Consider the following 24,326-nt stretch of genomic DNA (forward strand, 5'->3'; position numbering starts at 1 on the left):
GATCATATCCGTGATATGGTAAAAGTGTTGGAAGTGAACCCGATACACTTTAGGGGGTGAACTTAGGGTGGTCTATAAAATCTCTGACGCTTGCGTCGCTTGCGGCGCTTGCGAAGATGCGTGCCCCGTGAATGCAATCATCAAAGGCGATGTCTATTCCATCACAGATGCCTGCATCGACTGCGGAACTTGTGCTGACACTTGCCCAGCCGGCGCTATCAGCGAGGGTTAAGGCAGAATTATTCTCGCTGGGTGTGGTGTGTTTCTAGATGAACACTATAGGGATTTAGGAAGGCAGGTGAAAAGAACAATGGCTTACAAAATCACCGATGCTTGCACCGCTTGCGGCGCTTGCATGGACGGCTGCTGCGTTGGCGCCATCGTCGAAGGCAAAAAGTACTCCATCACCAGTGACTGCGTGGACTGCGGCGTTTGCGCCGACAAGTGCCCCGTAGACGCCATCATTCCTGGCTGATCGAACATAACCTGCAAAAGCGTCCCTTGGCTGTTGTCAAGGGGCGCTTTTTTAGTGCGCCCGGCATGGGCCTTGTCTCCTCTCAGAGTGCGCAGCAGGGGGCCTTGTCTCTTCAGATTTTTCGATGAGAGAGGAATTCTCCAATCGGTCACGAATATGATCCATTCAAGTTTTTTGTCTCAAGTTTCTTGTCGACAGAACGACGTTCCATGAACGGTTCGATGGTATGCCGGGCAGGCGAGAAGCCTGATGGATGCAACAATGGATTGCAGCAGAACGGGAGGATGGAAGGCAATGCGGCAATGGCGCATGAATGGGGTTGCTGTCGCCCTTTTGCAAGAAGGCGGAACAGGGCGGACAGCAGGGTCTTTCTGTGACCTTTTGGCGGACAGTCGAAGCGCCGGTCCCTCTGCCGGCAGGGCAGGGAGGGGATCCGGCTCTTTGGTTGTCCCTTTTATTCTATCTGGAGGCCCTCATTCGGTGCAATTTGACCAAAACACAGGCAGAGGCCAATGCACATCTCTACAGGCAGCTCTAAAAGCAGCGATGATTCGCTCCGGTGAGGGGGTGGCCGCGTGATCTGGAATCGTGAGATGGAGTGCATCGACCGGGAGTCTCTCCGCCGGCTGCAGCTGACGCGCCTGCAAGAGACACTGCAACGGGTCTACAGCCAGGTTCCCTTTTACCGGCAGCGTTTTGATCAAGCCGGGGTGCGTCCCGAAGACCTGAAGACGCTGGAGGACATCAGGAAGTTTCCCTTCACGACCAAGACAGACCTGCGCGATCAATACCCCTTCGGCCTTTTCGCCGTCCCCAAGCAGGACCTGATCCGCTTGCACGCCTCTTCCGGCACGACGGGCAAGCCGATCGTCGGCGGCTACACCCGCAGCGACTTGGAACGCTGGACCGAACAGGTGGCCCGCATCGCCGTCATGGCCGGCGTGACGAGTGAGGACGTGGCTCAGATCGCCTTCACCTACGGCCTCTTCACCGGTGGCTTCGGCCTCCATTACGGGCTGGAAAAAGTGGGCTGCACCATCGTGCCTGCTTCGGGCGGCAACACGCGGCGCCAGATCATGCTCATGCAGGACTTTGCCACGACCGTGCTCGTTTGCACGCCCAGTTACGCCCTCCACCTGGCCGAAGAGGCGCGGGCCATGGGCATCGACCCGGCGAGTCTGTCGCTGCGCGTCGGCCTCTTCGGTTCGGAGCCCTGGTCAGAGGGGATGCGCCGGGAGATTCAAAAGGCCTGGGGCATCTGCGCTACTGACAACTACGGCCTGACTGAATTGGGCGGTCCTGGCGTGGCCGGCGAGTGCTTACATACAGCGGGACTGCATATTCTCGAAGACCACTTCCTGGCCGAGGTCATCGACCCGGAGACGGGCGAGCCCGTCGAGGAAGGTTGCGAAGGAGAACTGGTCTTCACCACCTTGACCAAGGAAGGGTTCCCCATCATCCGCTACCGCACCAAGGACATCAGCTGCATCGACCGGAGCCCTTGTGCCTGCGGGCGGACGCTGGCGCGCATGCGCCGCGTCACCGGTCGCACCGACGATATGCTGATCATCCGGGGCGTCAACGTCTTTCCGTCCCAGATCGAGAGCGTACTCATGGAGATCGAAGGCGTGGCGCCTCACTACCTGTTGGTCGTCGACCGCCAAGGCTATCTCGACACACTGGAAGTCCAGGTCGAGATGGCCGAAGAGCGGCTCGTCGACAATTACCGCGAACTGGAGGCGAAGACCGCCGCCATCCGGGAGCGGCTGAAAAGCGTCCTTTCCGTCAGCGCCAAGGTGCGCCTCGTCGAGCCTCGCTCTCTGGAGCGGAGCCCCGGCAAAGCCAAGCGCATCCTCGACCGGCGTCCGAGGGATTAGACAAAAAGCAGAGACAAAAGGGGGACTATCGTTTGAAGACGCTCTTGACCGGCAATGAAGCCATCGCTCGCGGCGCCTATGAATACGGCGTGACCGTAGCGGCGGCCTACCCCGGCACGCCCAGCACGGAGATCCTTGAAAACATCGCCAAGTATTCGGAAATCTACTGCCAGTGGTCCCCCAACGAGAAGGTGGCCCTGGAGGTCGGCATCGGCGCCGCCATCGCCGGCGCGCGGACCATCGTGACGATGAAGCACGTCGGTGTCAACGTCGCAGCCGATCCCCTCTTCACGGCGGCTTATACGGGCGTGCGCGGCGGCCTTGTCCTTGTTTCCGCCGACGACCCGGGCATGCACTCCTCCCAGAACGAGCAGGATAACCGCAACTATGCGCCCTTCGCCAAAATCCCCATGCTGGAACCATCTGACGCCCAGGAAGCCAAGGACATGGTCAAACTGGCCCTGGACATGTCGGAACGCTTCGATACGCCGGTGCTGCTGCGCATCACCACCCGCATCGCTCATTCCCAGAGCCTGGTCGAACTGGGCGAGCCGGTAGCGCGTGTCGTCCAACCCTACAAAAAGGACGCCAAAAAATACGTCATGATCCCTGCCTATGCCAGAACGCGGCGGCTCTTCATCGAAGAGCGGGACAAACAGTTGGCCGATTTCTCTGAAACAGTGGAAGTCAATCGCATCGAGATGAGAGACCCCTCCTTCGGCATCATCACCTCCGGCGTCAGCTACCAGTACGTTCGGGAAGCCTTCCCCAACGCGTCGGTCCTTCGCCTCGGCATGACCCATCCGTTGCCGAAGGACAAGATCGCCGATTTCGCCGAAGCTGTCGACGTGCTCTTCGTGGTGGAAGAACTGGATCCCTACTTGGAAGATCGCATCCGGGCCATGGGCATCGAGGTTATCGGCAAGTCGATCCTGCCGGCTTATGGCGAGCTCTCGGTCAACCTCGTGAAAAAGCAGATCCTTGCGGTCCTCGGCGTGGTCGGTGAACCTGGCGAAGACGCCGCCGCACCGGACAGCGCCGAAGACAGCGGCGCCTGCGGCGGAAACGAGGCAGTGCAACCGAGCGAGTCGAGCCAGACAGCCGAGCCCTTCAACGCCCCTGTCCGCCCTCCCGTCATGTGCCCCGGCTGTCCCCATCGCGGGGTTTTCTATATCCTGCGCGAACTCCGGCTGGTCGTCTCCGGCGACATCGGCTGTTATACCTTGGGCACCATGGCGCCGCTCGAAGCCATGGATACCTGCATCTGCATGGGTGCCTCCGTTTCCGGCGCGCTCGGCATGGAAAAGGCCAACCCCGATCTGGCTCGCCGCCTCGTCGCCGTCATCGGCGATTCCACCTTCCTCCACTCCGGCGTGACCGGTCTGATGGACATCGTCTACAACGGTGGCACCTCGACGGTGATCATCCTCGACAACTCGACCACCGCCATGACGGGCCACCAGCACAACCCCTCCACCGGCCAGACGCTGATGGGCAAGGAAGCGCCCGTCGTCGACTTCGTCGCCCTTGCCAAGGCCATCGGCGTCAAGCGCGTCGTTGAGGTCGATCCCCTCGACCTAGACCGCGTCAAAGCGGTGATCAAGGAAGAAGTAGCTGCCCCCGAACCGTCGGTGATCATCACCCGCCGTCCCTGCGCCCTCATCGTCAAAAACACGGAAAAAGCGCTCGAGTGCGTCGGTTGCAAGGGCTGCAAAGCCTGCCTGCGCATCGGCTGCCCGGCCCTCTCCTTTGACAAGGCCAACCGCAAGGCTGTCGTCAACAGCGCCCTTTGCACCGGCTGCGGCCTCTGCGCCCAGCTCTGTATGTTTGACGCGCTGCGAAAGGTCGGTGAATAGGGATGAAAAAGAGCATGAACATCCTTCTCGTCGGCGTCGGCGGTCAGGGAACCATCCTCGCCTCCAAAATCCTCAGCCATGTGGCCCTGGCCCAGGGCTGGGACGTCAAGATGTCCGAGATTCACGGCATGGCCCAGCGGGGTGGTTCCGTCGTCACTCAGGTCCGCCTTGGAGAAAAGGTCTACTCGCCGATCATCGAACCGGGCGAAGCAGATATCATTGTCGGCTTTGAAAAACTGGAGGCCTACCGCTGGACCCATATGCTGCGCCCCGGTGGAACCATGATCGTCAACGACCAGAAGATCGAACCGCTGCCGGTTCTGATCGGGGCGGCCGCCTATCCCGAAGGGATCATCGAGGCTATCGGCGAGCGCGTCAGCCGCCTGATCGTCGTCCCCGCTCTCGATCTGGCCGCCAAGCTCGGCAACCCGAAGGCGGCTAACGTGGTCCTCATGGGAGTACTGGCATCGGTCATGGACATCTCCCGCGAAACCTGGGATGCGGCGCTGGCGGCCCGCGTTCCCGCCCGTTTCCTCGAACTCAACCAGCGCGCCTTCGCAGCGGGACTTGATCACCGGGAACGGAAAGAAGCGTAAAGCGTAGAAAGGCGACATGCAGCAAGACAGCGCTGAAAAAGCGCGCAGAGCAAGACAGCACAAAAAACCGGCGGTGTATCACCGCCGGTTTTTCAACAGGGGCTTGTCCCAAAAGGTCGTTGGCAAGGCCGCTTGCGTCCCTTTCTCCCTTTTGCCGCATACATTGGATCGGTATACCGATCGGTCGAAGGAAAGGGGAGGGAGCCTATGGGAGACAGGTCTGCCGAAGAGCACCGGCGCAATAACAACCCCCGCAACAATCTCCGCAACAGCCCGCTCGTCCACTACCCCGACTACCGCCTCGACACTGTCGCCTCCTGGGAAAGGCGCTATACATCGCTGCGAACCCAGGAGGTCGAACAGGTCGTCGCACCGGCTATGGACTTGGTGGGGCTGGCTTTCCGGGATGGTGACCCAGAGACGGTCGTCTTCATCTTAGAACAGGCCAACCAGTGGTGGCAACGGCCACACATAAAGGAACTCTTTGACGAGTACCTGCACCGGCTGTTGATAACGCTCCCCGAGACTCCCCTGAAAGCAGCCATCGCCGAGCATCTTGGATGCGCCCCTGCGAGCGAGTCGGAAGTCAAGGCCCTCGTCACCGGCTACAACCGCGCGGCTGCGGTGGCTTACGCCAACCGCTACTATAAAAACCACAACCCCAACTATCCGGACTTCAACAGCCGACCGGGACGCGGCGGCAACTGCGCCAACTTCATCTCCCAGTGCCTCTACGCCGGCGGAATGCCCTGGGTGCTCGGTCCGCCCGAGCGGTTCACCTGGCCCCGTTACTGGTGGTGCAAGCCCGGTGCCACCGACCGCGACGGCGATCGCCGGATCACCCTCAGTTGGAAGGTGACTGCCGCCTTTCGCAACCACTGGTCCGGTCGGGTGGCCCGTTTCACCACCTTGAGCGCGGCGGAGATGCTGAACAACTGGAATGCCTGGTATAACCGGCTGCGTCTTGGCGATTTCATCCAACTGGCCTACGGCAACGGCGCGCCCTACCATACGCTGATCCTTGTCGCCAAGGTCGGCAACGACATCGCCCTCGCTTCTCAGAGCGATGACGCCAACGACCGGTCCATGCATGGCACCTTGGAAATCATGCGGAATAAGGGACAGCAGGTGCTCGTCTACGAGATGGGTAGTGACGGGTCATGAAAGTTTTTTTGTTAAATCGAGATGAACCGGAGCAGATTAGCAGGAGTTTAACGAATTTTGTCGAAAAGCGTAAGTAATTTTTGGAACAATATTGGTCTGACAACCAGACACCACTGACTTTGACTTTTTGCCAGTTGTGGAATAGTATAGGTTACGGTGGGGGTGCACCTTCACCTATCGACGATACGGAACTGGACGCTGCGTTCCTTTGAGTACCATCAAGTCTTGCCCCGACGTACCTTTCGACGGGCGGGAGAAGAGATGGAGAAGAATCTTTTTCAGACAAAAAAGGAATGCGTAGGGAGCGGAAAGAATGTTTGTCTGTTGGACAAACACCATGAGGGAGGGTCGGATCCATATGGCAGAGTACAAATTCGCAAAAGTTCCGGCGACAGGGGAGCCCATCGTCTTTGCCGAAGGTAAACTGCAGGTGCCTGATCAGCCTATCATCCCGTTCATCGAAGGTGACGGCACAGGTCCCGACATCTGGCGTGCCTCTCAGGCCGTCTTTGACGCCGCTATCGAAAAAGCCTATGGCGGTCAAAAGCGCATCGCCTGGATGGAGGTCTATGCCGGTGAGAAGGCCAAGAAGAACTTCGACACCTGGCTGCCCGAGGAGACTGTCGAGGCTTTCCAAGAGTTCCGCGTCGGCATCAAAGGGCCTCTGACGACGCCCGTCGGCGGCGGCTTCCGTTCGCTGAACGTGACGCTGCGCCAGGTCATGGACCTCTACGCCTGCGTGCGCCCGGTCCGCTACTTCAACGGCGTGCCCAGCCCCGTCAAAACACCGGAGAAGGTCGATATGGTCATCTTCCGGGAGAACACGGAAGACGTTTACGCCGGCCTGGAATGGAAAGCCGGCACAGCGGAAGCTCAGAAGGCCATCGAGTTTTTCCGCAACGAGATGGGCGTAAAGATCCTTAAAGACGGCACCGCCCTCGGCCTGAAGCCCGTCTCCGAATTCGGCAGCAAGCGCCTGATCCGCAAGGCCATTCAGTATGCCATCGACAACAAGCGCAAGAGCGTCACCCTTGTCCACAAGGGGAACATCATGAAGTTTACCGAGGGTGCCTTTAAAGACTGGGGATACGAGCTGGCGGCGGAAGAGTTCGCTGAACAGACCATCTCTGAGGCAGCCCTTTGGGATGAATATAACGGCAAGGTCCCCGAAGGCAAGATCGTTATCAAAGACCGCATCGCCGACAGCATGTTCCAGCAGATCCTGCTTCGTCCGGACGAGTATGACGTGCTCGCCACGACCAACCTGAACGGCGACTACCTCTCCGACGCTTTGGCCGCCCAGGTCGGCGGACTGGGGATCGCGCCCGGCGGCAACATCTCTGACGCCTACGCCGTCTTTGAGGCCACCCACGGCACGGCGCCCAAGTACGCCGGTTTGGATAAAGTCAACCCCGGATCGGTCATCCTATCCGGTGTGATGATGCTCGAACACCTCGGCTGGCAGGAAGCGGCCGACTTGATCGTAAAAGGTCTCCAGAAGGCCATCGAAGACAAAGTGGTCACCTACGACCTGGCCCGCCAGATTGCCGGCGCCAGGGAAGTCAAGACGTCAGAATTCGCCCGGGCCGTCATCGAGCGGATGTAAGGGGCGAGAAAAACATACACGGCTGGGTCAGCCAGGAAGGGGAATCATTTAGGAATGGCACGCAAGAAGATTTCCATCATCGGTGCAGGCAACGTCGGCGCCACCGCCGCCCACTGGGCAGCTTCCAAGGAACTGGGGGACATCGTGCTCCTTGACATCATGGAAGGGATCCCCCAAGGCAAAGGTCTTGACCTGATGGAAGCCTCTCCCGTCGAAGGTTTCGACTGCCACATCATCGGCACCAACAGCTACGCCGACACGGCCAATTCCGATGTGGTCGTCATCACCGCCGGCATCGCCCGCAAACCCGGCATGAGCCGCGACGATCTGATCACCACCAATACGAAGATCGTCGCCGATTGCGCCAAGAAAGCAGCCGAGCAATCGCCCGACTCGATCATCATCATCGTCTCCAACCCCCTTGACGCCATGACCTACGTGGCCCAGAAAGCCTCCGGTTTCCCGACTAACCGCGTTTTCGGCATGTCAGGCATCCTGGACGCCGCCCGCTTCAAGACCTTCATCGCCATGGAGATGGGTTGCTCCGTCAAGGACGTGTCCACTATCCTCCTCGGCGGTCACGGCGACGATATGGTTCCCCTTCCCAGCTACACCTTCATCGGCGGCATCCCTATCCGTCAACTGCTGCCCGAGGAAAAGATCCAGGCCATGGTCGATCGCGCCCGCAAAGGCGGTGCCGAGATCGTCGCCTACCTGAAGACCGGTTCCGCCTATTATGCCCCCTCCGCCTCGGTCATCCAGATGGTCGAGGCCATCCTGAAAGACCAGAAGCGCATCCTGCCCGTCGCCGCCTACCTGAACGGCGAATACGGCTATGAGGGCATCTACACCAGTGTGCCCGTCATGCTCGGCGCCAACGGCGTAGAGAAGGTCTTTGAGATCGAGCTGACCGCCGAGGAAAGACAGCTCTTCGCCAAGTCCGTCGATTCCGTCAAGAACCTCATCGCCGTCACCGGGATGTGATTGTCTTAACCCCGGAGGGCAAACTATAACTGCATCGCTCCGGAATGGATTGACGCAACACTCTTGACAGAAAATGGACCAGTTCCGGGAGAGGAACTGGTCCATTTTTCAACTTGATTTTGAGTTCTCCGATTTGTCTGGTCTGCATTTGTTTTCGGCATCCTTTGTTGCTGATTGTGGAAACGTTTTCAGTTAAAAGGCCTACCTCGCCTGGGCGTTCTAGGCGCCCATTTCCTCGTCGCTGGCGCTCGGTAGCACGGCGATCTCGCAACAGGCGTCCCCCAAAGCCTGGCAAGACAGTGACTCCATGGCGGCCGGCCCGTAAAGGGTCTCCCAGAGGCCGCGCAGGATGGCGCGGTGTAGGGGGCAGGTCAGATGGTGGCGCCGTTCCGCCGATTCTCGGAAGGGACAATGGCGCAATCGAATGACCGTGCGGGCGGCATCACAAGTGACTGCTGAGACGGCAAGCGATTCGATGGCCGTCAACTCGCCAAAGGACTCTGCTGCTTTTCCGTTCGCATCAGCCCCTTTTCCTGACCGGATGCCCTGGGCCAGGCGTACGCCGTGGGCGTGACCGACCTTGTTCAGTGCGACCGTCCCGGCGGCGCCGACTTCGTCGAGGGCGTCCAGGGTGAGGTCGCAGAGCAACTGGTACTCGCGAGGCGGAAAGTGCAGTGTAATCGCCTTTTTGCGCAGTGAATAGACCCGCCCTGGCCGACCGGGCATGGACTGGTGATCCCACCCCGATTCGAGCAACCCGATCTCCTCCAGCTTCGACAGGTGAAGGCGGGCCACGTTCGGATGGATGGAAAACTCCTGGGCGATCTCCTTGACCGTGCAGGTCGCGTTTGGGTGGTTGACGATATATTGATAGATGGAGAAACGAGTCCTATCGGCAAAAACTGAACTGATCTTCTGGGCGTCCTCAAACACAGCATCACCTCATCAGTAGTCGATGAAACCCATTTCATCTTTCTTTTGAAATTAAAATCGCCTAAAATCGCTGACAGCGATTGCTTGCATGATCACCATTTTTATTATAAGAGATGTATCGATTTGCCGAAAGGCGCCGATACATTTTTCGCAGAGGCGCTCGTCGATATGCGGGTCCTTGGTCGGGCTAGAAAAAAGTGTCGCTGAAGTCAAACTATTTCCATATTCCATTATTGCTTGATGCAAAAAGAAAATCATAGTATGATCAAGGCAGATACCAACCTTTTTCAATATAAATGTTTTGAAATAACCTTCACAAGCGAGCTGTTCGAGCGAACTAAAGAGACAACGATGTCTCGTAAAGGAGTGCCCGCCATGAGTACAAAGGATCACGGCTTTTACAACATCAAAGCGGTAGAGAAGATGACCGGCGTTGCCGCCGGGACCCTTCGCGTGTGGGAACACCGGTATCAGGTCATCCAGCCGGATCGCAACAAGGCGGGATACCGGGTGTACTCCCAAGAAGACGTGCAGACCATCCAGTGGCTGGCCCAGCAGGTCAAAAACGGCGTGACCATCGGACAGGCCGTCAAGATGCTGCACCAGAAGGATGTCTTGCGCCCCATCAGCCCCCTCGTCGACACCGGGAAAGACGCCCTCGGCGAACTGCACCGTCGCATCGTCCTGGCCCTGGATGACTATGACGAGCAGAAGGCGAGCGCCGCCATGGAGGAGGCCTTGAGCCTTTTCAGCATGGAGCGCGTCGCCGTCGAGCTGATCCTGCCCATCCTGCAGGAACTGGGCGAGCGCTGGGCGCGCCGTGAACTGACTGTCGCTCATGAACACTTCGCCTCCAACTTCTTTCGCGCCCGCCTGGCTGCCATGCTCTGCGCCTTGCCGGCTAACCGCGACCTGCCCCTTGTCCTGGCGGCTTGCGTCTCCGGTGAACACCATGACCTGGGCCTGCTGATCTTCTCCATCTTCCTGCGCCGCCGCGGTTTCCGCGTCATTTACCTCGGCCAGGATCTGCCTACAGAAGATCTCTACGAAGTGGTAGGTGAGCTGCGCCCGCGCATCGTGGCCCTCTCGGTCGGGTCCCGTCTGCTGGTGCCTGAAGTGCTCCTGATCCATGAACAACTGATGGAAATGACCAAGCGGGGCGGTTTCCCCATGCGCGTCTGCATCGGCGGGCGCGGCGTCGATTATGACGTGGAAGCGCAGGAACATCTGAAGGGATCCTATATCGCCGGTACCATCGAGTCTTGGGACAACTGGCTGCGCACCCTCGATTGACCCGATTGGAAAAGGGCATGCCGTCATATGAAGAAAAGCACCGCATCTGCGGTGCTTTTCGATTTGGTGCGCCTTTGGGCATTGGCCCTTCCGGTTTCGGCCTCCGCCTGTCAGGGGTTCCACCGGGCTCGCCAGCCTGCGGGTGTTCGCTCCACACAGACCTGAACCTCCACCAGATCGGCGCCTGCCGCCAAGGGGATGCCGGAAAGAGCGCTCGAGTCGCCGCCGGCATGAACCTTGACAGCGGCTTCCGAAGCGGCGGGAGCGATTTCCGGTAGCTCTGCCGACACCATACCGGAAACAATCGCGATGTCAGGAGATGGATGAAAGACTTGAAGCGTCTTCGCCAGGAAAAGAAAATAGGGGCCTTCCGTGTAGAATCCCCAAGGGAGTTCAGGCATGGCGCGAGCGCCTTCCTCCCAGACAGTGCCAATCGTCTCCTCCGTCCAGTAGGGGTCCAACAGGCGGGACAAGTTCTCCTGCGAGAGAATGGGAACGGGGGTAAGGCCGTGACGGTGCAACCATTCCGGGTTTTGTGCAAAGAGGGCGATGGCCATGCGCTTGTCTGCTTCCAGGGCGAAGTTGGTCAACTGCTCATCGCTCCAATCGGTGAAGGTCCCATCGAGAGCTCTTTCCGGGGTTTCTGTGCGCAAAGAAGCGAAGGCAACAGGAACGAGCCAATCCGGTACAGCGCTTTCGGCAACAGGAGACAAGGCGAGGGAGAGAAAAGCAAGGAATAAGAGCGGCATTCCCTGATGAAGAAGCCTCATACCAATCTCCTCCTTTTTCCATTTAAATGGTATATATTCCGTATTGCTTTCATTTATGCCGATCGGATCAAGGACGGTAACTGGATTGTTTGCAAATATTATGAGAAGTGAATATATTTATTTTCTTAATGGCGTCACGCCACTTGCCACCCTGAAAAAGCTTCGAGTATGATAGGAGAAAACGATGTAGGGTAAGCGGACTCCTTTGTGAAAGGCGAACAGAGAAGCTGTTTTTCTGTTCGTTTTCGGCTTTTTCAGAAAAATTGAAAAATCAGGGGTGAAAGTAAATGGCAAAAGAGGAAACCTATTATCAGTACTTAAAGCGCCGCGGCGTCAGCCGGCGCGATTTCCTCAAGTTCTGTACCGTCATGGCCGCCTCCCTCGGTTTGAGCGCCGGATCGGTCCCGAAGATTGCCGAAGCCTTAGAAACGAAAAAACGGATCCCTGTCATCTGGCGTCACTTGGTGGAATGCACCTGCTGCACCGAATCCTTCATCCGCTCTCACCACCCCATCGCTGCCGATATCCTGCTCAACATGATCTCCCTCGACTACGATGAAACCTTGATGGTCGCTGCTGGCGAGCGGGCCGAAGAGGCCGCCCGCAAGAGCATGGAGGAGAACAAAGGCAACTACATCCTGGCTGTGGAAGGGGCCGTGTCGACGAAGGACGGTGGCATCTACTGCGTCCTGGCCGGCCGGAGTTCTGTCGAGATCCTCAAAGAGGAAGCCAAAAACGCCAAGGCGATCATCGCCTGGGGCTCCTGCGCCGTCAACGGTTGCATCGCTGCCGCCAATCCGAATCCCTCCGGTTCCGTGCCGGTCCAGGAGATCATCAAAGACAAGCCCATCATCAACGTGCCCGGCTGCCCGCCCATCGCCGAGGTGATGGCCGGCGTGATCACCCATCTGATCACCTTCGACCGCCTGCCGGAACTGGACCGCGAAGGCCGGCCGAAAGCCTTCTACGGTCACCGCATCCATGACAAGTGTAACCGCCGTGCTTATTTCGATGCGGGGATGTTTGTGGAATCCTTTGACGACGAGGGGGCCAAGCAGGGCTGGTGTCTCTACAAAGTCGGCTGCAAAGGGCCGAACACCTACAACTCCTGCGCCAACATGGAGTGGAACGGCGGCGTCAGCTATGACATCAAGTCCGGCCACCCTTGCATCGGCTGTTCGGAAAAAGGCTTCTGGGACAACACAGGCGGCCAGTCCTTCTACACCCACCTGGCCGAGGTGCCGGGCCTGCAGATCGGCATGAACGTCGACCAGTTCGGCATCGCCGCCGTCGGGGCCGCCGCTGTCGGCGCCGCCGTGCACGCCGGCTTCTCAGCCGTCACCAAGCGGGCGGAAGAGAAGAGGGAAGCCAAAGGCGGCTGCAACAAAGATTCTCTGGGAGGTTGAACATACATGGCAGAACGCATCGTCGTCGACCCTGTCACAAGGATTGAAGGCCACCTGCGCGTGGAAGCGATGGTGGAAGGCGGCAAGATCGTCGACGCCGTCAGCGCCGGCACCATGATCCGCGGTCTCGAGATCATCCTCCGCGACCGCGACCCTCGCGACGCCTGGGCGCTCGTCCAGCGCATCTGTGGCGTCTGCACCACCATTCATGCCCTGGCCTCGGTGCGATCCGTGGAAGACGCCCTCAAGATCCGCATCCCCAAAAACGCCGAACTGATCCGCAACATCATGTTCACGACCCTCTATGTCCATGACCATGTGGTCCACTTCTACCATCTGCACGCCCCTGACTGGGTCGACATCCCGAACGCGCTGAAGGCCGACCCGGCCGCCACGGCCCAACTGGCCCAGAGCATCTCTCGCTGGCCCAAGTCCACCGCCGGTTACTTCAAGGATGTTCAGACGAAGCTGAAGACCTTCGTCGACAGCGGTCAACTGGGCATCTTCGCCAACGCCTACTGGGGCCATCCGGCCTACAAGCTGCCGCCGGAAGCCAACCTGATGGCGGTGGCCCACTACCTGGAGGCGCTCTCCTGGCAGAAGGAGATCGTCAAGATCCACACCATCTTCGGCGGCAAGAACCCCCACCCGAACTATGTCGTCGGCGGCATGGCCTCGGCCATCGACATCAACAGCGACAACGCCCTCAACATCGAGCGCTTCAACATGATCGGCCGGCTCATCGACGAGGCCATGGAGTTTGTCGAGCAGGTCTACATCCCCGACCTGCTGGCCATCGCCTCCTTCTACAAGGACACGGCGGCCTATGGCGGCGGCGTGGGCAACTTCCTCTGCTACGGTGATCTGCCCACCACCCATATCAACGACCCGTTGGGCTTCCTCTTTCCGCGCGGCGTCATCCTCAACAAAAACCTGGGCGAGGTCCTCGACGTGGATCCCCGCGACCCCGAGCAGATCCTCGAATATACGGACCACTCCTGGTATAAAAATTCCAAAAGCGGCCTGCATCCCTGGGCCGGCGAGACGAACATCCACTATACCGGTCCCAAGCCGCCTTATAAGACCCTCGACGAGTCAGGCGCCTTCAACCAGGCCTACTCCTGGCTCAAATCGCCCCGCTGGCGCGAAAAGTCCGTCGAAGTGGGCCCCCTGGCCCGCATGCTCGTCGCCTATGCCAAGAAGGACTGCAAGGCCCACGACCTCGTCAAGAGCGAAGTTGACAAGGTTCTCGGCGGCCTCGGCGTCGGTCCGGAAGCCCTCTTCTCGACCCTCGGCCGGACGGCGGCCCGCGGTATCGAGACGAAGCTTTGCGCCGCCTGGCTGAAGCAGTTCTACAATGAACTGCTCGCCAACATCAAGAGCGGCGACCAGACCACCTTCAACAAGGAGCGCTGGGAGCCTTCGACCTGGGACAAGGACTGCAAGGGCGTCGGCATCGCCGAAGCGCCCCGCGGCGCCCTCGGCCACTGGATCCACATCCAGAACGGCAAGATCGCCAACTACCAGTGTGTCGTCCCGACGACCTGGAACGGTTCCCCGAAGGACCATAAGAACCAGCCCGGCGCCATCGAGGCGGCCCTCATCGGCACTCCCCTGGTCAAACCGGAGGAGCCGGTGGAACTGTTGCGGACGATCCACTCCTTCGACCCCTGTCTGGCCTGCGCCGCCCACCTTACGGACAGGGAGAACCGGGAGATCACCACCATCGATGTCTTGCGGTAAGGAGGTAGGGCCATGCAAGATATGAAAACCGGCCTGCGCTGCCTGCAGACGGTCTATGTCTGGGAACTGCCGGTCCGGTTTTACCACTGGGTGAATGCCCTCTGCATCGTCGTCCTCATGGCGACAGGCCTTTACATCGGCAACCCTGTCTTCAAGCCGACAGTTGTCAACGGCGAGGCGACGACCGTCTTTTGGATGGGCAAGGCCTTCATGTGGCACATCGCCGCCGGCTACGTCTTTATCGCTATCTATCACTTCCGTCTCTACTGGGCCTTCGTGGGCAACGAGTATGCTCGCAGCCATCACTGGCCTTGGCAGAAGGAGTTCTGGCAAGAGTTTTTTGACGTGCTCCTTCACTACCTCTTCCTCAAGCACCACCACCAGGAGCACCTGGGCCACAACCCGGTCGCCAACCTGGCCTACTTCGGCTTCATCATGGTCGGCTCCATCTTCATGTCGGTCACCGGACTGGCCATGTACGGCGAGCTTCATCCAAATGGCATGGTCGGCAGCGCCTTTGGCTGGGTCTTCACCCTTCTTGGGCAGAGCTTCACCGTGCACATGCTGCACCGGCTGATGGCCTGGGGGATCGTGGCCTTCGTCATCGTCCACCTCTACCTGTCTATCCGCCACGATATGTTTGCCCGCAACGGCACCCTCTCTTCCATGGTCAGCGGCTATAAGTTCGACTGCCGGGAAAACGGCAGGGCCTAGAACGGGAACAAGGGCAGCAATGTCGCTTTTGTACGCCCGCGCAAAGGGGCAGAGCCGCCGAAAAGCCGAACCGGTAATGTTTCGGGTAGGCAATACCATTCCCGTGATGCTACAATCGTGTCATAACGTTATCAGGACGGTTGGGGTGACCTGCGCCATGGGGCGTTCAGGTTGCCCCGCCGTTCTTCTGGACAGAAAGGGTCACAATGGAAAATAAGCAAAAAAAGGAAATCATCAAAAACATTCAAGATAAGGAAACTGCGCAGATCGAGGAAGCTACGAGAAACGGGAAAAAAAAGATCATCGTCATGGGCCTTGGCAACCTGCTGTTCACCGACGAGGGCCTAGGTGTCCACGCTATTCGACAGATTGAAGCTGGTTACGTTTTTTCCCCAGAGGTGGCGTTGATCGATGGGGGAACGCTCGGCCTCATCCTGCTTGAATACCTGGAAGAGGCGAGCCACTTCCTCTGCATCGACGCCGTAAAGGCCGGGCAAGCGCCGGGGAGTCTTGTCCGCCTCGAAGGGGAGGAACTGCCCCGCTATCTGGGGGTGAAGATGTCTCAGCACCAGATGGGGTTTCAAGAGGTGTTGGCCTTGGCGAGCCTGCGGGGAACCCTGCCTGAGGAGATGGTGCTCATCGGCGTCCAGCCGGAAAGCCTCGAATGGGGCACAGAGCTCTCACCGACGGTGGCGGCTGCATTGCCCGCCGTGACCGGGGCGGTCTTAGAACTGTTGGGACGCTGGGGCGTTTCGGCGATGCCGAAGGGATGAACAGAGGGGAGGAGGGGAAAGGGCGTGCATGAGATGGCCCTGATGGAAAGTCTCGTTAGGGTGCTGGCCAGCGAGGCGCCACGGCACAACATCACCCAGATCAAAAAGGTCAAGCTCACTGTCGGCGCCTTGACCCACGCATTGCCCGATGCGCTCCGGTTTGCCTTTTCCGTCCTGCGGGAACAACCCCTCTTTGCGCCTGGTGCCGAGTTGGAAATCGAGGAGCGAAAGACGCGGTGCCGCTGCCGCGATTGCGGTGCCGACTTCGCTGTAGAGGGAAACCTCGGCTTTCTCTGCCCCGGTTGCGGCGGCTTCGCCGTAGATATTATCCAGGGCCGGGAGCTGCAAATCGACTACTTTGAGGGTGACTGATATGCAGATCAAGTTGGGCCAAAACCTGCTCGGCGCCAATGGGGTCATCGCCGGCGAGATCCGCCGGTTGATGGAGGAGAAGGGGATTTTCTTGCTCAACCTGATGAGCTCGCCCGGCGCCGGCAAGACGACGCTGCTGGAAAAGACGCTGACCGCCCTGAAAGACCGCCTGCGCCTCGCCGTCATCGAAGGCGATGTGGCGACGACGAAGGACGCCGAACGGATCGCTCGTCTCGGCATCTCTGTCGTGCAGATCAACACTCACGGCGCCTGCCACCTCGACGCCGCTATGGTGCGCGACGTGCTGCCCGCCTTTGATCTGGACAGCCTCGACCTGTTGATCGTCGAGAACGTGGGCAATCTCGTCTGCCCCGCCGAGTTTGATCTGGGAGAGTCCATGAAGGTCGTCGTCCTGTCCACGACGGAAGGCAACGACAAGGTGCTCAAGTATCCGCTCATGTTCCGGGAAGCCGACGCCCTGCTCCTCAATAAGATCGACCTGTTGCCGTTCACCGATTTTCACCTTGACGAACTGGCTGACGATCTGGGGCGGATCCACCCCGGTCTGCCTCGTTTTGATCTGTCGGCCCGCACGGGGGAAGGGATGGAGCGTTGGATCGCGTGGTTGCTGGCTCAAGTGGAAGGGCATCGCCGGCGATGACGGGTGGGAAGAGCGCTGAGGTAAAACGGTCTGCCGCAAGCTGCCACAGGGCGGGTCATGCTGTGTCAAAAGGCGAGAACGCGAATCAGGCCCGGATGGTCCTGATCACCGGTACTGTCCAGGGCGTCGGTTTCCGGCCTTTCGTCTACCGGTTGGCGACGAGGCTCGGTTTGGCCGGCTGGGTGCAGAACGGGGCAAAGGGCGTCGAGGTCCGGTTGGAAGGCGCGCTTGGGTCGATAGAGGCTTTTTTGCAGGCGCTGAAGGCAGAAGCGCCCCCCTTGAGCCGCATCGACCGTATCCAGGTCCGGGAGGCGCCTGTCGAGGGTCTTCGCCTTTTTTCCATCGCCGTGAGCGATGCCCCGGACAGGACCGCCGATGTGGCCCACGCCCGCGTTCCCCCGGACGTCGCCCTTTGCCCGGAATGCCGTCGCGAGATGGACGATCCGGCCGATCGCCATTACGGCTACCCTTTTACCAACTGTACCAACTGCGGCCCGCGCTTCACCATCATCCGCCAGGTTCCCTACGACCGCGCCCAGACGAGCATGGCCGCTTTCCCCATGTGCCCGGCCTGCCGCCGCGACTACGACGATCCCCTGGACCGCCGCTTCCATGCACAGCCGACGGCCTGCCCCCTTTGCGGCCCTCGCGTCTGGTTTGCCGGTAGTGACGGGCAGGAGGTGATCGGCGACTGGGTCCGGCTCTTTCGCGATTCGATCAGGCAGGGAAACATCGTCGCCCTCAAAGGGCTGGGCGGTTTTCACCTCGTCTGCGACGGGCGAAACGCCACTGCCATCGCCGAGTTACGCCGTCGCAAGCGGCGGCCGGCGAAAGCCTTGGCGGTGATGGGACGAGACCTGACGACCCTCCGTCGGATCTGCCGGATCAGCGATCGGGAGGCGGCGGCGCTCTCGGGACCGGAAGCGCCTATCGTTGTCCTCGAACGGCGGGAGGACGCTGCGCTGCCGAGCAACCTGGCACCGGGCACACACACCTTGGGTGCCATGCTGCCCTATACGCCACTGCACCACCTGCTTTTCGATGAATCCCTCGACCTGCTCGTGATGACCTCGGGAAACCCCGGCGGGCTGCCTCTCGTCCGGGACAATAGGCTGGCGCTCACCCAGTTGAGCGGCATCGCCGACGCCTTTGTCTTTCATGACCGCGAGATCGTCAGCCGCGCCGATGATTCCGTAGTTCGCGTCATTGACGATACCCTTCAGTTTTACCGCCGTTCACGCGGCTATGTCCCGGAGGGGATCCCCATTCCCTGGCCGGAGGGCAAAAAGGACCGAACCCTCCTGGCTGTCGGGGCGGAGATGAAAAACGCCTTCGCCCTCTTTGGCCGCGGCGCCGCCTATCTCAGCCAGCATATCGGCGATGTGGACACCTGCGAGGGCCGTGACAACTACCTAGAAAGCCTGCGAAACCTGGAGCGGCTGCTCGACTTGTCGCCCCAACGGGTGGCCAGGGACTGTCATCCCCAGTACCGCATGACAGCTCTGGCGGAGGAGATCGCCTTCGGCGATGGCGCGCCAACCGGCCGGTCGGAGATATCGGCCCTACCCATCGACGACATCCAGCACCACCACGCCCACCTGGCCGCTGTGCTCGCCGATAACGGCGAGACGGGGCCGGCCATCGGCGTCATCCTCGATGGCACCGGATTCGGGGAGGACGGCATGATCCGGGGGTTTGAGATCCTTACCGGCGACCTGCGCGACTACCGCCGCCATTTTTGGCTGCGGCCCGTTCCCTTGCCCGGCGGGGAAGCGGCTATCCGCCGGCCCTGGCTGACGGCTGCCGCCTTCCTGGGCGAGGCCTTCGGCGAAGCCGGGTGGTCACAGGCGAAAGCCCTTTTTCCGGATCGAGCCGCCATGGTCGAAAAGGCCCGCCGGATGGCTGAAAAGAGGCTGAACACGACCCTCGTCTCCAGCGCCGGACGGCTTTTTGACGCTGTGGCTGCCTTGCTCGGCCTCTGCTGGGAAAACAGCTATGACGGACAGGCGGCGATTGAACTGGGTGAGCGGGTCCGATTGCGGCTGGGGCTGACCGGCTGTGGCGAGGAACCCTTGCCTGTGACGGATGGTCTCATGGATCAAGAAGAGGCGATTGTTGCTCAGCCAGATAGGGCAGAACGGCTTGTAGAGGCAGCATTGGCGGATGGGGAGTACCCCATGGCGTGGATGAAGAAAGAGGAAGGCAGCGGAGGAATCGGTTGCGGAACCGGCTGCGGAACCGGCTGCGTAACCGCTGGAGAAAGCAGTCGCGAAACCGGTGAGATCGATTTTGGGCCGCTCTTATCAGCCCTCTTGCACGACCGGGAGGCAGGCGTGCCTGTCGAGGTGATGGCCAGTCGTTTTCACAACACGATTGCCCGCATGGCGGAAGCGGCGGCGTCGGTCCTGCGGGAGGAAAGCGGCATTCAACGCGTCGCCCTCGGCGGCGGCGTCTTTCAGAATCCCTACCTGTTTACATTGACCCGCCGTCTGTTGGTCCGGAGAGGATTCTTCGTGCTTGTTCCTCGCCATGTGCCCGCCAACGACGGCGGACTCGCCCTGGGGCAGGGTGCCATCAGTTTGTGGAGAGGGGAATGACCGATGTGCCTGGCTGCGCCGTCGCGCATCACCGCCATTCAGGAAGGCGGTTTTCTCGCCGAGGTGGAATCCTTCGGCAATAAAAGAACCGTTGGGCTCACCCTTGTTCCCGAAGCGAAGGTGGGCGATTATGTGCTCGTTCACGCCGGCTTTGCTGTGCAGATCCTTGATGAGGAGGCTGCCCTTGACAGCCTGAAGGCCTGGGAGGAGATCCTAGCGGCTGCCAAAGGCGGGGCCTGAAACAGGAGCGCAGTGCCCGCGTCAAGTACACCGCTTGCCGGAGCGGGCGCAGGGGCGTAGCGGGTCTAAAGCAAGGGGCGCTGGGGGGGATATTTTTTGCACAAGGAGATCCTGAAGCGGTTCCGCGATCCTGAGTTGGGACGACAGATGGCGGAGCAGGTGCGGGAGCGATTGGACCGGTTGACTGACCGGTTGGGACGGCGGGTCAACGTGATGGAGTTCTGCGGCACCCATACGGCCGCCATCTCGCGGACCGGCATCCGGGAGTTGCTGAAGCCCCATGTCCATCTGATGAGCGGACCTGGCTGTCCCGTCTGTGTCAGCGACTACGTCGACATCGACCGGGTCATCGCTCTTGCCGGGATGTCTGGGGCTATCATCGCCACCTTCGGTGACATGATGAAGGTGCCCGGCAGTCGGACGACCCTGCTAGAGGAAAAGGCACGCGGCGCCGATGTGCGGGTTGTCTTCTCATCCCTGGACGCCTTGGCAATCGCCCGGGAGAACGCGGATAGAGCCGTCATCTTCGTCGGCGTCGGCTTTGAAACGACGGCCCCAACGGCGGCGGTCACAGTCGAACAGGCGGTGCAGGAAGGAAGGGATAATTTTTTTCTCTACTCGCTGCATAAGATCACCCCGCCGGCCATGATGGCGCTGTTGCCGGATCGGGACCTTCAGGTGGACGGCATCCTGCTCCCCGGCCATGTGAGCCTGATCACCGGTAGGGGCTATTGGGACTTTCTCTCTCGCGATCTCGCTTTGCCGGGGGTGGTGGCCGGTTTCGAGCTGCTGGAACTGCTGAGCGCCGTCGATGCCCTGGCCTCATCGCTTTTAGAGGAGCGCTGCGCTGTCATCAACGCTTACGGGCGAGCGGTCCGGGAAGAGGGCAACCTGTCGGCGCTTGATGCCCTGGCTCGTTGCTTTGACCTGCAGGAGGGCCATTGGCGTGGGCTCGGCATTGTGCCGGCGAGCGCTTTAAAACTAAAGCCGGAATTGGCGCCATGGGACGCCGAAGTCCGCTTTCCCCTCGAAAACAGGCCGGCTGCGCCGCCGAAGGGCTGCCTTTGCGGGGAGATCCTCAAAGGCAAAAAGACGCCTTTTGACTGCCCGCTCTTCGCCAGCCGATGTGAGCCCGCCCGGCCCGTCGGTCCCTGTATGGTTTCTCACGAAGGGACCTGCGCCACCTACTACCGCTATGAGCGCTTCATAAGATGACCGCCGAAGGATACATCGTTCAAATGCCAGCTAGATTCTCGCGAAGATGGACTTAATTGACCAAAAGACGGATTACATAGACCCAAAGAGCGGGGTTGCCTTTGCCCTGAAGGATGGATCATTGATCCCGAAGGAGGGACGGACTTGCCGGAGGAATGCATCTTGCTGGCCCATGGCGACGGCGGCGCCTTAACCCACCGTCTGGTGCAGGAGATCTTCCTGCGCCACTTTGACCACCCCGCCTTGCGGGACTTGACCGACGCCGCCCTGCTCCACTTGCCTGAGGGGCGGCTGGCGATGACCACGGACACCTTCGTCGTGAAGCCGCTCTTTTTTCCCGGCGGCGACATCGGCAAACTGGCTGTCGCCGGCACGGTCAACGACCTGGCCGTATCAGGGGCGCGTCCCCTCTATCTGACCGCCGCCTTTATCCTCGAAGAAGGTTTTCCCCTCGCTGACCTGGAACAGGTGGTCGCGTCGCTGGCCCGGACGGCGCGCGAAGCGGGCGTCGCTGTCGTCGCCGGCGATACGAAGGTGGTCGAGCGGGGCTGTGGCGATGGCGTCTACATCAACACGACCGGCGCTGGCGTTGTTCCCGCCGGGCGGGACCTGGGTTACCATCGCATCATGCCCGGCGATGCGGTCATCGTCAACGGAACGATAGGCGATCACGGGCTCGCCATCCTCTCCAAACGGGCGGGTATTGAATTTGACACGCCTGTGGAGAGCGATTGCGCGCCCATGAACGGCTTGACGGACATGCTCCTGGAACGCTTTGCCGAGGCCGTCCGGTTCATGCGCGATCCGACTCGGGGCGGCGTCGCCACCACCTTGAATGAAGTGGCCCAATCGACAGGCCTGAACATCATTCTCGAAGAGCAGGCTCTGCCCGTCCGCGAAGAGGTGCAGGGCGCTGCGGAACTGCTCGGACTCGATCCCCTCTACCTGGCCAACGAGGGGAAGGTGCTCATCGTCGCTGCACCGGAAGCAGTGGAAGAGATCCTGACCACCTTGCGCCGGCATCCCCTCGGCCTCAACGCCGCCGCCATCGGCCGCGTTGAGGCGGGAACGGGGGTTGGACGAGGCCCAGGACAGGGAGCGGGCCAAAGAACGGGACAGGGATCTGGACAAGGAGCGGGGCGAGGCCGGGTCTTCCTGCGAACGCCTCTCGGAGGCCATCGCATCGTCGACATGCTTGCCGGGGATCCGCTGCCCCGGATCTGCTGATCACCAATCATGGATGGAGGTGGAGCCCATGTGCACGGCAGGGTCTTTTTCCAATGAGTTGCAACTGCTCGTCCGGCAGATGAAAGGTCGCACCCATCGGCTCTTTCACGACGCCAAGGATGTGGCTGCTTACCTGAAAGAAAACCGGCAGGAGGTCGAACTGGCGGAACTGCTGGAGCAGATGGCAACGGCCCTGAAAGCGGCGGAAAACGCCGCCGCTCGGGCGATGGATCTGGCAGCCAGCCGGCAGGAAGCAGCCGAGGCGCAGAGACCGTCGCCGACGGCCACGGTCTTTAACGGGTGATTGGGCCCGCAACAAATCTTCGCCCAAAAACCTGGAAAACAGTGTGTTGACGATGAAATGCGCAGTCAGTATCGAGAACCCGGTTTTTCATCGGGTTCTCGACGTTTTAAACGAACGACGAGTATACATCATCAATCACTTTCATGACTCGTCGAGGCATAAGCGATGATGAAAATGGCTTCTCATAAAAAAATAAAGTCATAAAACTTGTTACCGCAATTGCAACAAGAGGGAGGATAAAAGCCTGTTCCGTCGAAAAGAGAATCTGGGTTAGACCAAAACGGTGGAACACAAAGGAACAGGCGCAAAAGGAGGAGACCCTGTGGAAGCGAAAAAAATCCTCATGCTTGTAGGCGACTTTGTGGAAGATTACGAAGTGATGGTTCCCTTCCAAGCCCTGACGATGCTCGGGTACCAGGTGGACGCCGTCTGCCCCGGCAAAAAGGCCGGCGAGAAGGTGAAGACGGCGGTTCATGACTTTGAAGGCGATCAGACCTATTCGGAAAAACCGGGCCACCAGTTCACCCTTACGGCCGACTTTGACGCTGTCCGGGAAGAGGAGTACCTGGGTCTGGTCATCCCGGGCGGACGGGCGCCCGAATACATCCGGTTGAATCCCCGGGTGATCGAGATCGTCCGGACTTTCGATGCCGCCAAGAAACCGATCGGCGCCATTTGCCACGGACCGCAGGTGCTCGTTGCCGCCGGGGTGCTTGCCGGAGGCACCTTCACCGCCTATCCCGCCTGTATGCCCGATATCGTCTGCGCCGGGGGAAACTGGGCTGCTGTGAACGACACCGCCAGCAACGCCTGCACGAGCGGCCATATCGTGACGGCCCCGGCTTGGCCGGCTCACCCCGAATTCCTGCGCGCTTTCGTGAGTCTGCTAGGCGCGGAAATCCGCATCTGATTCCCAGCGGATGCTTAGACGATGTTTGCGCCCCATTGCAAAAGACCAACGCGCTCCCAACGCGCCCGCATGCCCTGTCGATGAAGCCGGCTACATACGCTGTTGTTGACAAAAAGGGCCCCCCGGCTTGTTCGCCAGGGACCCTTTCTATTCACTCGCCGATGATCTTGACGAGAACGCGCTTGCGCCGCTTGCCATCGAATTCGCCATAAAAAATCTGCTCCCACGTTCCCAGATCGAGCTTTCCCTGGGTCACCGCGATGACGACCTCACGCCCCATGATCGTCCGTTTCAGGTGGGCGTCGGCGTTGTCTTCAAAACCGTTGTGGCGGTAACGGTCATAGGGTTTTTCCGGCGCCAGTTTTTCCAGCCATTCCTCAAAATCGCTGTGCAGGCTCGCCTCATCGTCATTGATAAAGACGCTGGCCGTGATGTGCATGGCGTTGCAGAGCAGCAGGCCTTCCTGGATGCCGCTTTCACGCAGAACCTCCTGGACCTGCCCGGTGATGTTGATCAACTGGCGGCGCTGTTTCGTTTCGAACCACAGTTCTGTGCGGTAATGACGCACCGTTGTTCCTCCTTTCGCAGGGAAGTCGTACATAACCGAAAC

General features: G+C 60.0%; 24 protein-coding genes. 21 read left to right on the plus strand and 3 right to left on the minus strand.

The features are described from left to right. Positions 1-67 precede the first annotated feature (67 nt). From HM1_RS15165 to mdh, 8 genes are all read left to right on the plus strand, one after another. Positions 68-232 (plus strand): DUF362 domain-containing protein, encoded by a 165-nt coding sequence (locus tag HM1_RS15165; RefSeq protein WP_012282549.1) that lies wholly within the window; start codon positions 68-70, stop codon positions 230-232. 78 nt (positions 233-310) lie between these two features. Beyond that, positions 311-475 (plus strand): DUF362 domain-containing protein, encoded by a 165-nt coding sequence (locus HM1_RS06660; RefSeq protein ID WP_012282550.1) that lies wholly within the window; start codon positions 311-313, stop codon positions 473-475. Between the two features lie 575 nt (positions 476-1,050). Further along, positions 1,051-2,352 (plus strand): phenylacetate--CoA ligase family protein, encoded by a 1,302-nt coding sequence (locus HM1_RS06670; RefSeq protein WP_012282553.1) that lies wholly within the window; start codon positions 1,051-1,053, stop codon positions 2,350-2,352. A gap of 32 nt (positions 2,353-2,384) precedes the next feature. Continuing rightward, a complete protein-coding gene (iorA, locus tag HM1_RS06675) occupies positions 2,385-4,208 on the plus strand; it encodes an indolepyruvate ferredoxin oxidoreductase subunit alpha (protein WP_012282554.1) in 1,824 nt (607 codons plus the stop codon). Between the two features lie 2 nt (positions 4,209-4,210). Next, positions 4,211-4,804 carry an indolepyruvate oxidoreductase subunit beta gene (locus tag HM1_RS06680; RefSeq protein ID WP_012282555.1) on the plus strand — a complete coding sequence of 198 codons (594 nt, stop codon included), beginning with the start codon at positions 4,211-4,213 and terminating at the stop codon, positions 4,802-4,804. Positions 4,805-5,011: 207 nt separating this feature from the next. Further along, positions 5,012-5,968 carry an amidase domain-containing protein gene (locus HM1_RS06685; RefSeq protein WP_012282557.1) on the plus strand — a complete coding sequence of 319 codons (957 nt, stop codon included), beginning with the start codon at positions 5,012-5,014 and terminating at the stop codon, positions 5,966-5,968. Positions 5,969-6,326: 358 nt separating this feature from the next. Next, positions 6,327-7,574: an isocitrate dehydrogenase (NADP(+)) gene (gene icd, locus HM1_RS06690; protein WP_041313486.1), complete on the plus strand. Its 1,248-nt coding sequence runs from the start codon at positions 6,327-6,329 to the stop codon at positions 7,572-7,574. Between the two features lie 54 nt (positions 7,575-7,628). Continuing rightward, positions 7,629-8,558 carry a malate dehydrogenase gene (gene mdh, locus HM1_RS06695; RefSeq protein WP_012282560.1) on the plus strand — a complete coding sequence of 310 codons (930 nt, stop codon included), beginning with the start codon at positions 7,629-7,631 and terminating at the stop codon, positions 8,556-8,558. 219 nt (positions 8,559-8,777) lie between these two features. Here the strand turns inward: mdh and HM1_RS14560 are convergent, their stop codons facing one another. Further along, positions 8,778-9,491, minus strand: a complete 714-nt coding sequence (locus HM1_RS14560; protein WP_012282561.1) for a helix-turn-helix transcriptional regulator — start codon at positions 9,489-9,491, stop codon at positions 8,778-8,780. 375 nt (positions 9,492-9,866) lie between these two features. Between HM1_RS14560 and HM1_RS06710 the strand changes: the two genes are divergently transcribed. Beyond that, a complete protein-coding gene (locus tag HM1_RS06710; RefSeq protein WP_012282563.1) occupies positions 9,867-10,784 on the plus strand; it encodes a MerR family transcriptional regulator in 918 nt (305 codons plus the stop codon). Positions 10,785-10,894: 110 nt separating this feature from the next. Here HM1_RS06710 and HM1_RS06715 read toward each other — a convergent pair whose 3' ends face one another. After that, positions 10,895-11,554: a hypothetical protein gene (locus HM1_RS06715; RefSeq protein ID WP_012282564.1), complete on the minus strand. Its 660-nt coding sequence runs from the start codon at positions 11,552-11,554 to the stop codon at positions 10,895-10,897. Positions 11,555-11,841: 287 nt separating this feature from the next. Between HM1_RS06715 and HM1_RS06720 the strand changes: the two genes are divergently transcribed. The 12 genes from HM1_RS06720 (at position 11,842) to HM1_RS06775 (ending at position 23,716) form a co-directional block, all read left to right on the plus strand. Then, positions 11,842-12,960, plus strand: a complete 1,119-nt coding sequence (locus tag HM1_RS06720; protein WP_012282566.1) for a hydrogenase small subunit — start codon at positions 11,842-11,844, stop codon at positions 12,958-12,960. A 6-nt stretch (positions 12,961-12,966) separates the two neighbouring features. Then, a complete protein-coding gene (locus HM1_RS06725; RefSeq protein WP_012282567.1) occupies positions 12,967-14,703 on the plus strand; it encodes a nickel-dependent hydrogenase large subunit in 1,737 nt (578 codons plus the stop codon). A 12-nt stretch (positions 14,704-14,715) separates the two neighbouring features. Next, on the plus strand, positions 14,716-15,417 hold the full coding sequence (cybH, locus tag HM1_RS06730; RefSeq protein ID WP_012282568.1) for a Ni/Fe-hydrogenase, b-type cytochrome subunit: 702 nt from the start codon (positions 14,716-14,718) through the stop codon (positions 15,415-15,417). Between the two features lie 206 nt (positions 15,418-15,623). Then, positions 15,624-16,190, plus strand: a complete 567-nt coding sequence (locus HM1_RS06735) for a HyaD/HybD family hydrogenase maturation endopeptidase (protein WP_012282569.1) — start codon at positions 15,624-15,626, stop codon at positions 16,188-16,190. Positions 16,191-16,223: 33 nt separating this feature from the next. Then, positions 16,224-16,562: a hydrogenase maturation nickel metallochaperone HypA/HybF gene (locus HM1_RS06740; RefSeq protein WP_236995068.1), complete on the plus strand. Its 339-nt coding sequence runs from the start codon at positions 16,224-16,226 to the stop codon at positions 16,560-16,562. Between the two features lies 1 nt (position 16,563). Continuing rightward, on the plus strand, positions 16,564-17,223 hold the full coding sequence (gene hypB / locus HM1_RS06745) for a hydrogenase nickel incorporation protein HypB (RefSeq protein ID WP_012282571.1): 660 nt from the start codon (positions 16,564-16,566) through the stop codon (positions 17,221-17,223). Between the two features lie 62 nt (positions 17,224-17,285). Next, entirely contained in the window at positions 17,286-19,820 is a 2,535-nt protein-coding gene (gene hypF / locus HM1_RS06750) for a carbamoyltransferase HypF (protein ID WP_012282572.1), read from the plus strand. 3 nt (positions 19,821-19,823) lie between these two features. Further along, entirely contained in the window at positions 19,824-20,060 is a 237-nt protein-coding gene (locus HM1_RS06755; RefSeq protein ID WP_012282573.1) for a HypC/HybG/HupF family hydrogenase formation chaperone, read from the plus strand. A gap of 96 nt (positions 20,061-20,156) precedes the next feature. Next, the gene (hypD, locus tag HM1_RS06760; RefSeq protein ID WP_012282574.1) at positions 20,157-21,275 is read left to right on the plus strand and encodes a hydrogenase formation protein HypD; all 1,119 of its coding nucleotides are present in this window, start codon (positions 20,157-20,159) and stop codon (positions 21,273-21,275) included. A gap of 144 nt (positions 21,276-21,419) precedes the next feature. After that, a complete protein-coding gene (gene hypE, locus HM1_RS06765) occupies positions 21,420-22,502 on the plus strand; it encodes a hydrogenase expression/formation protein HypE (RefSeq protein WP_012282575.1) in 1,083 nt (360 codons plus the stop codon). Positions 22,503-22,530: 28 nt separating this feature from the next. Further along, a complete protein-coding gene (locus HM1_RS06770) occupies positions 22,531-22,806 on the plus strand; it encodes a hypothetical protein (RefSeq protein ID WP_012282576.1) in 276 nt (91 codons plus the stop codon). 322 nt (positions 22,807-23,128) lie between these two features. Continuing rightward, a complete protein-coding gene (locus HM1_RS06775) occupies positions 23,129-23,716 on the plus strand; it encodes a DJ-1/PfpI family protein (protein ID WP_012282577.1) in 588 nt (195 codons plus the stop codon). A 151-nt stretch (positions 23,717-23,867) separates the two neighbouring features. On the opposite strand, the gene HM1_RS06780 is transcribed toward HM1_RS06775, so the two are convergent. Next, positions 23,868-24,284 carry a secondary thiamine-phosphate synthase enzyme YjbQ gene (locus HM1_RS06780; RefSeq protein ID WP_012282578.1) on the minus strand — a complete coding sequence of 139 codons (417 nt, stop codon included), beginning with the start codon at positions 24,282-24,284 and terminating at the stop codon, positions 23,868-23,870. Between the last annotated feature and the right edge of the window lie 42 nt (positions 24,285-24,326).

It is taken from the genome of Heliomicrobium modesticaldum Ice1 (assembly GCF_000019165.1).
Lineage (GTDB): Bacteria > Bacillota > Desulfitobacteriia > Heliobacteriales > Heliobacteriaceae > Heliomicrobium > Heliomicrobium modesticaldum.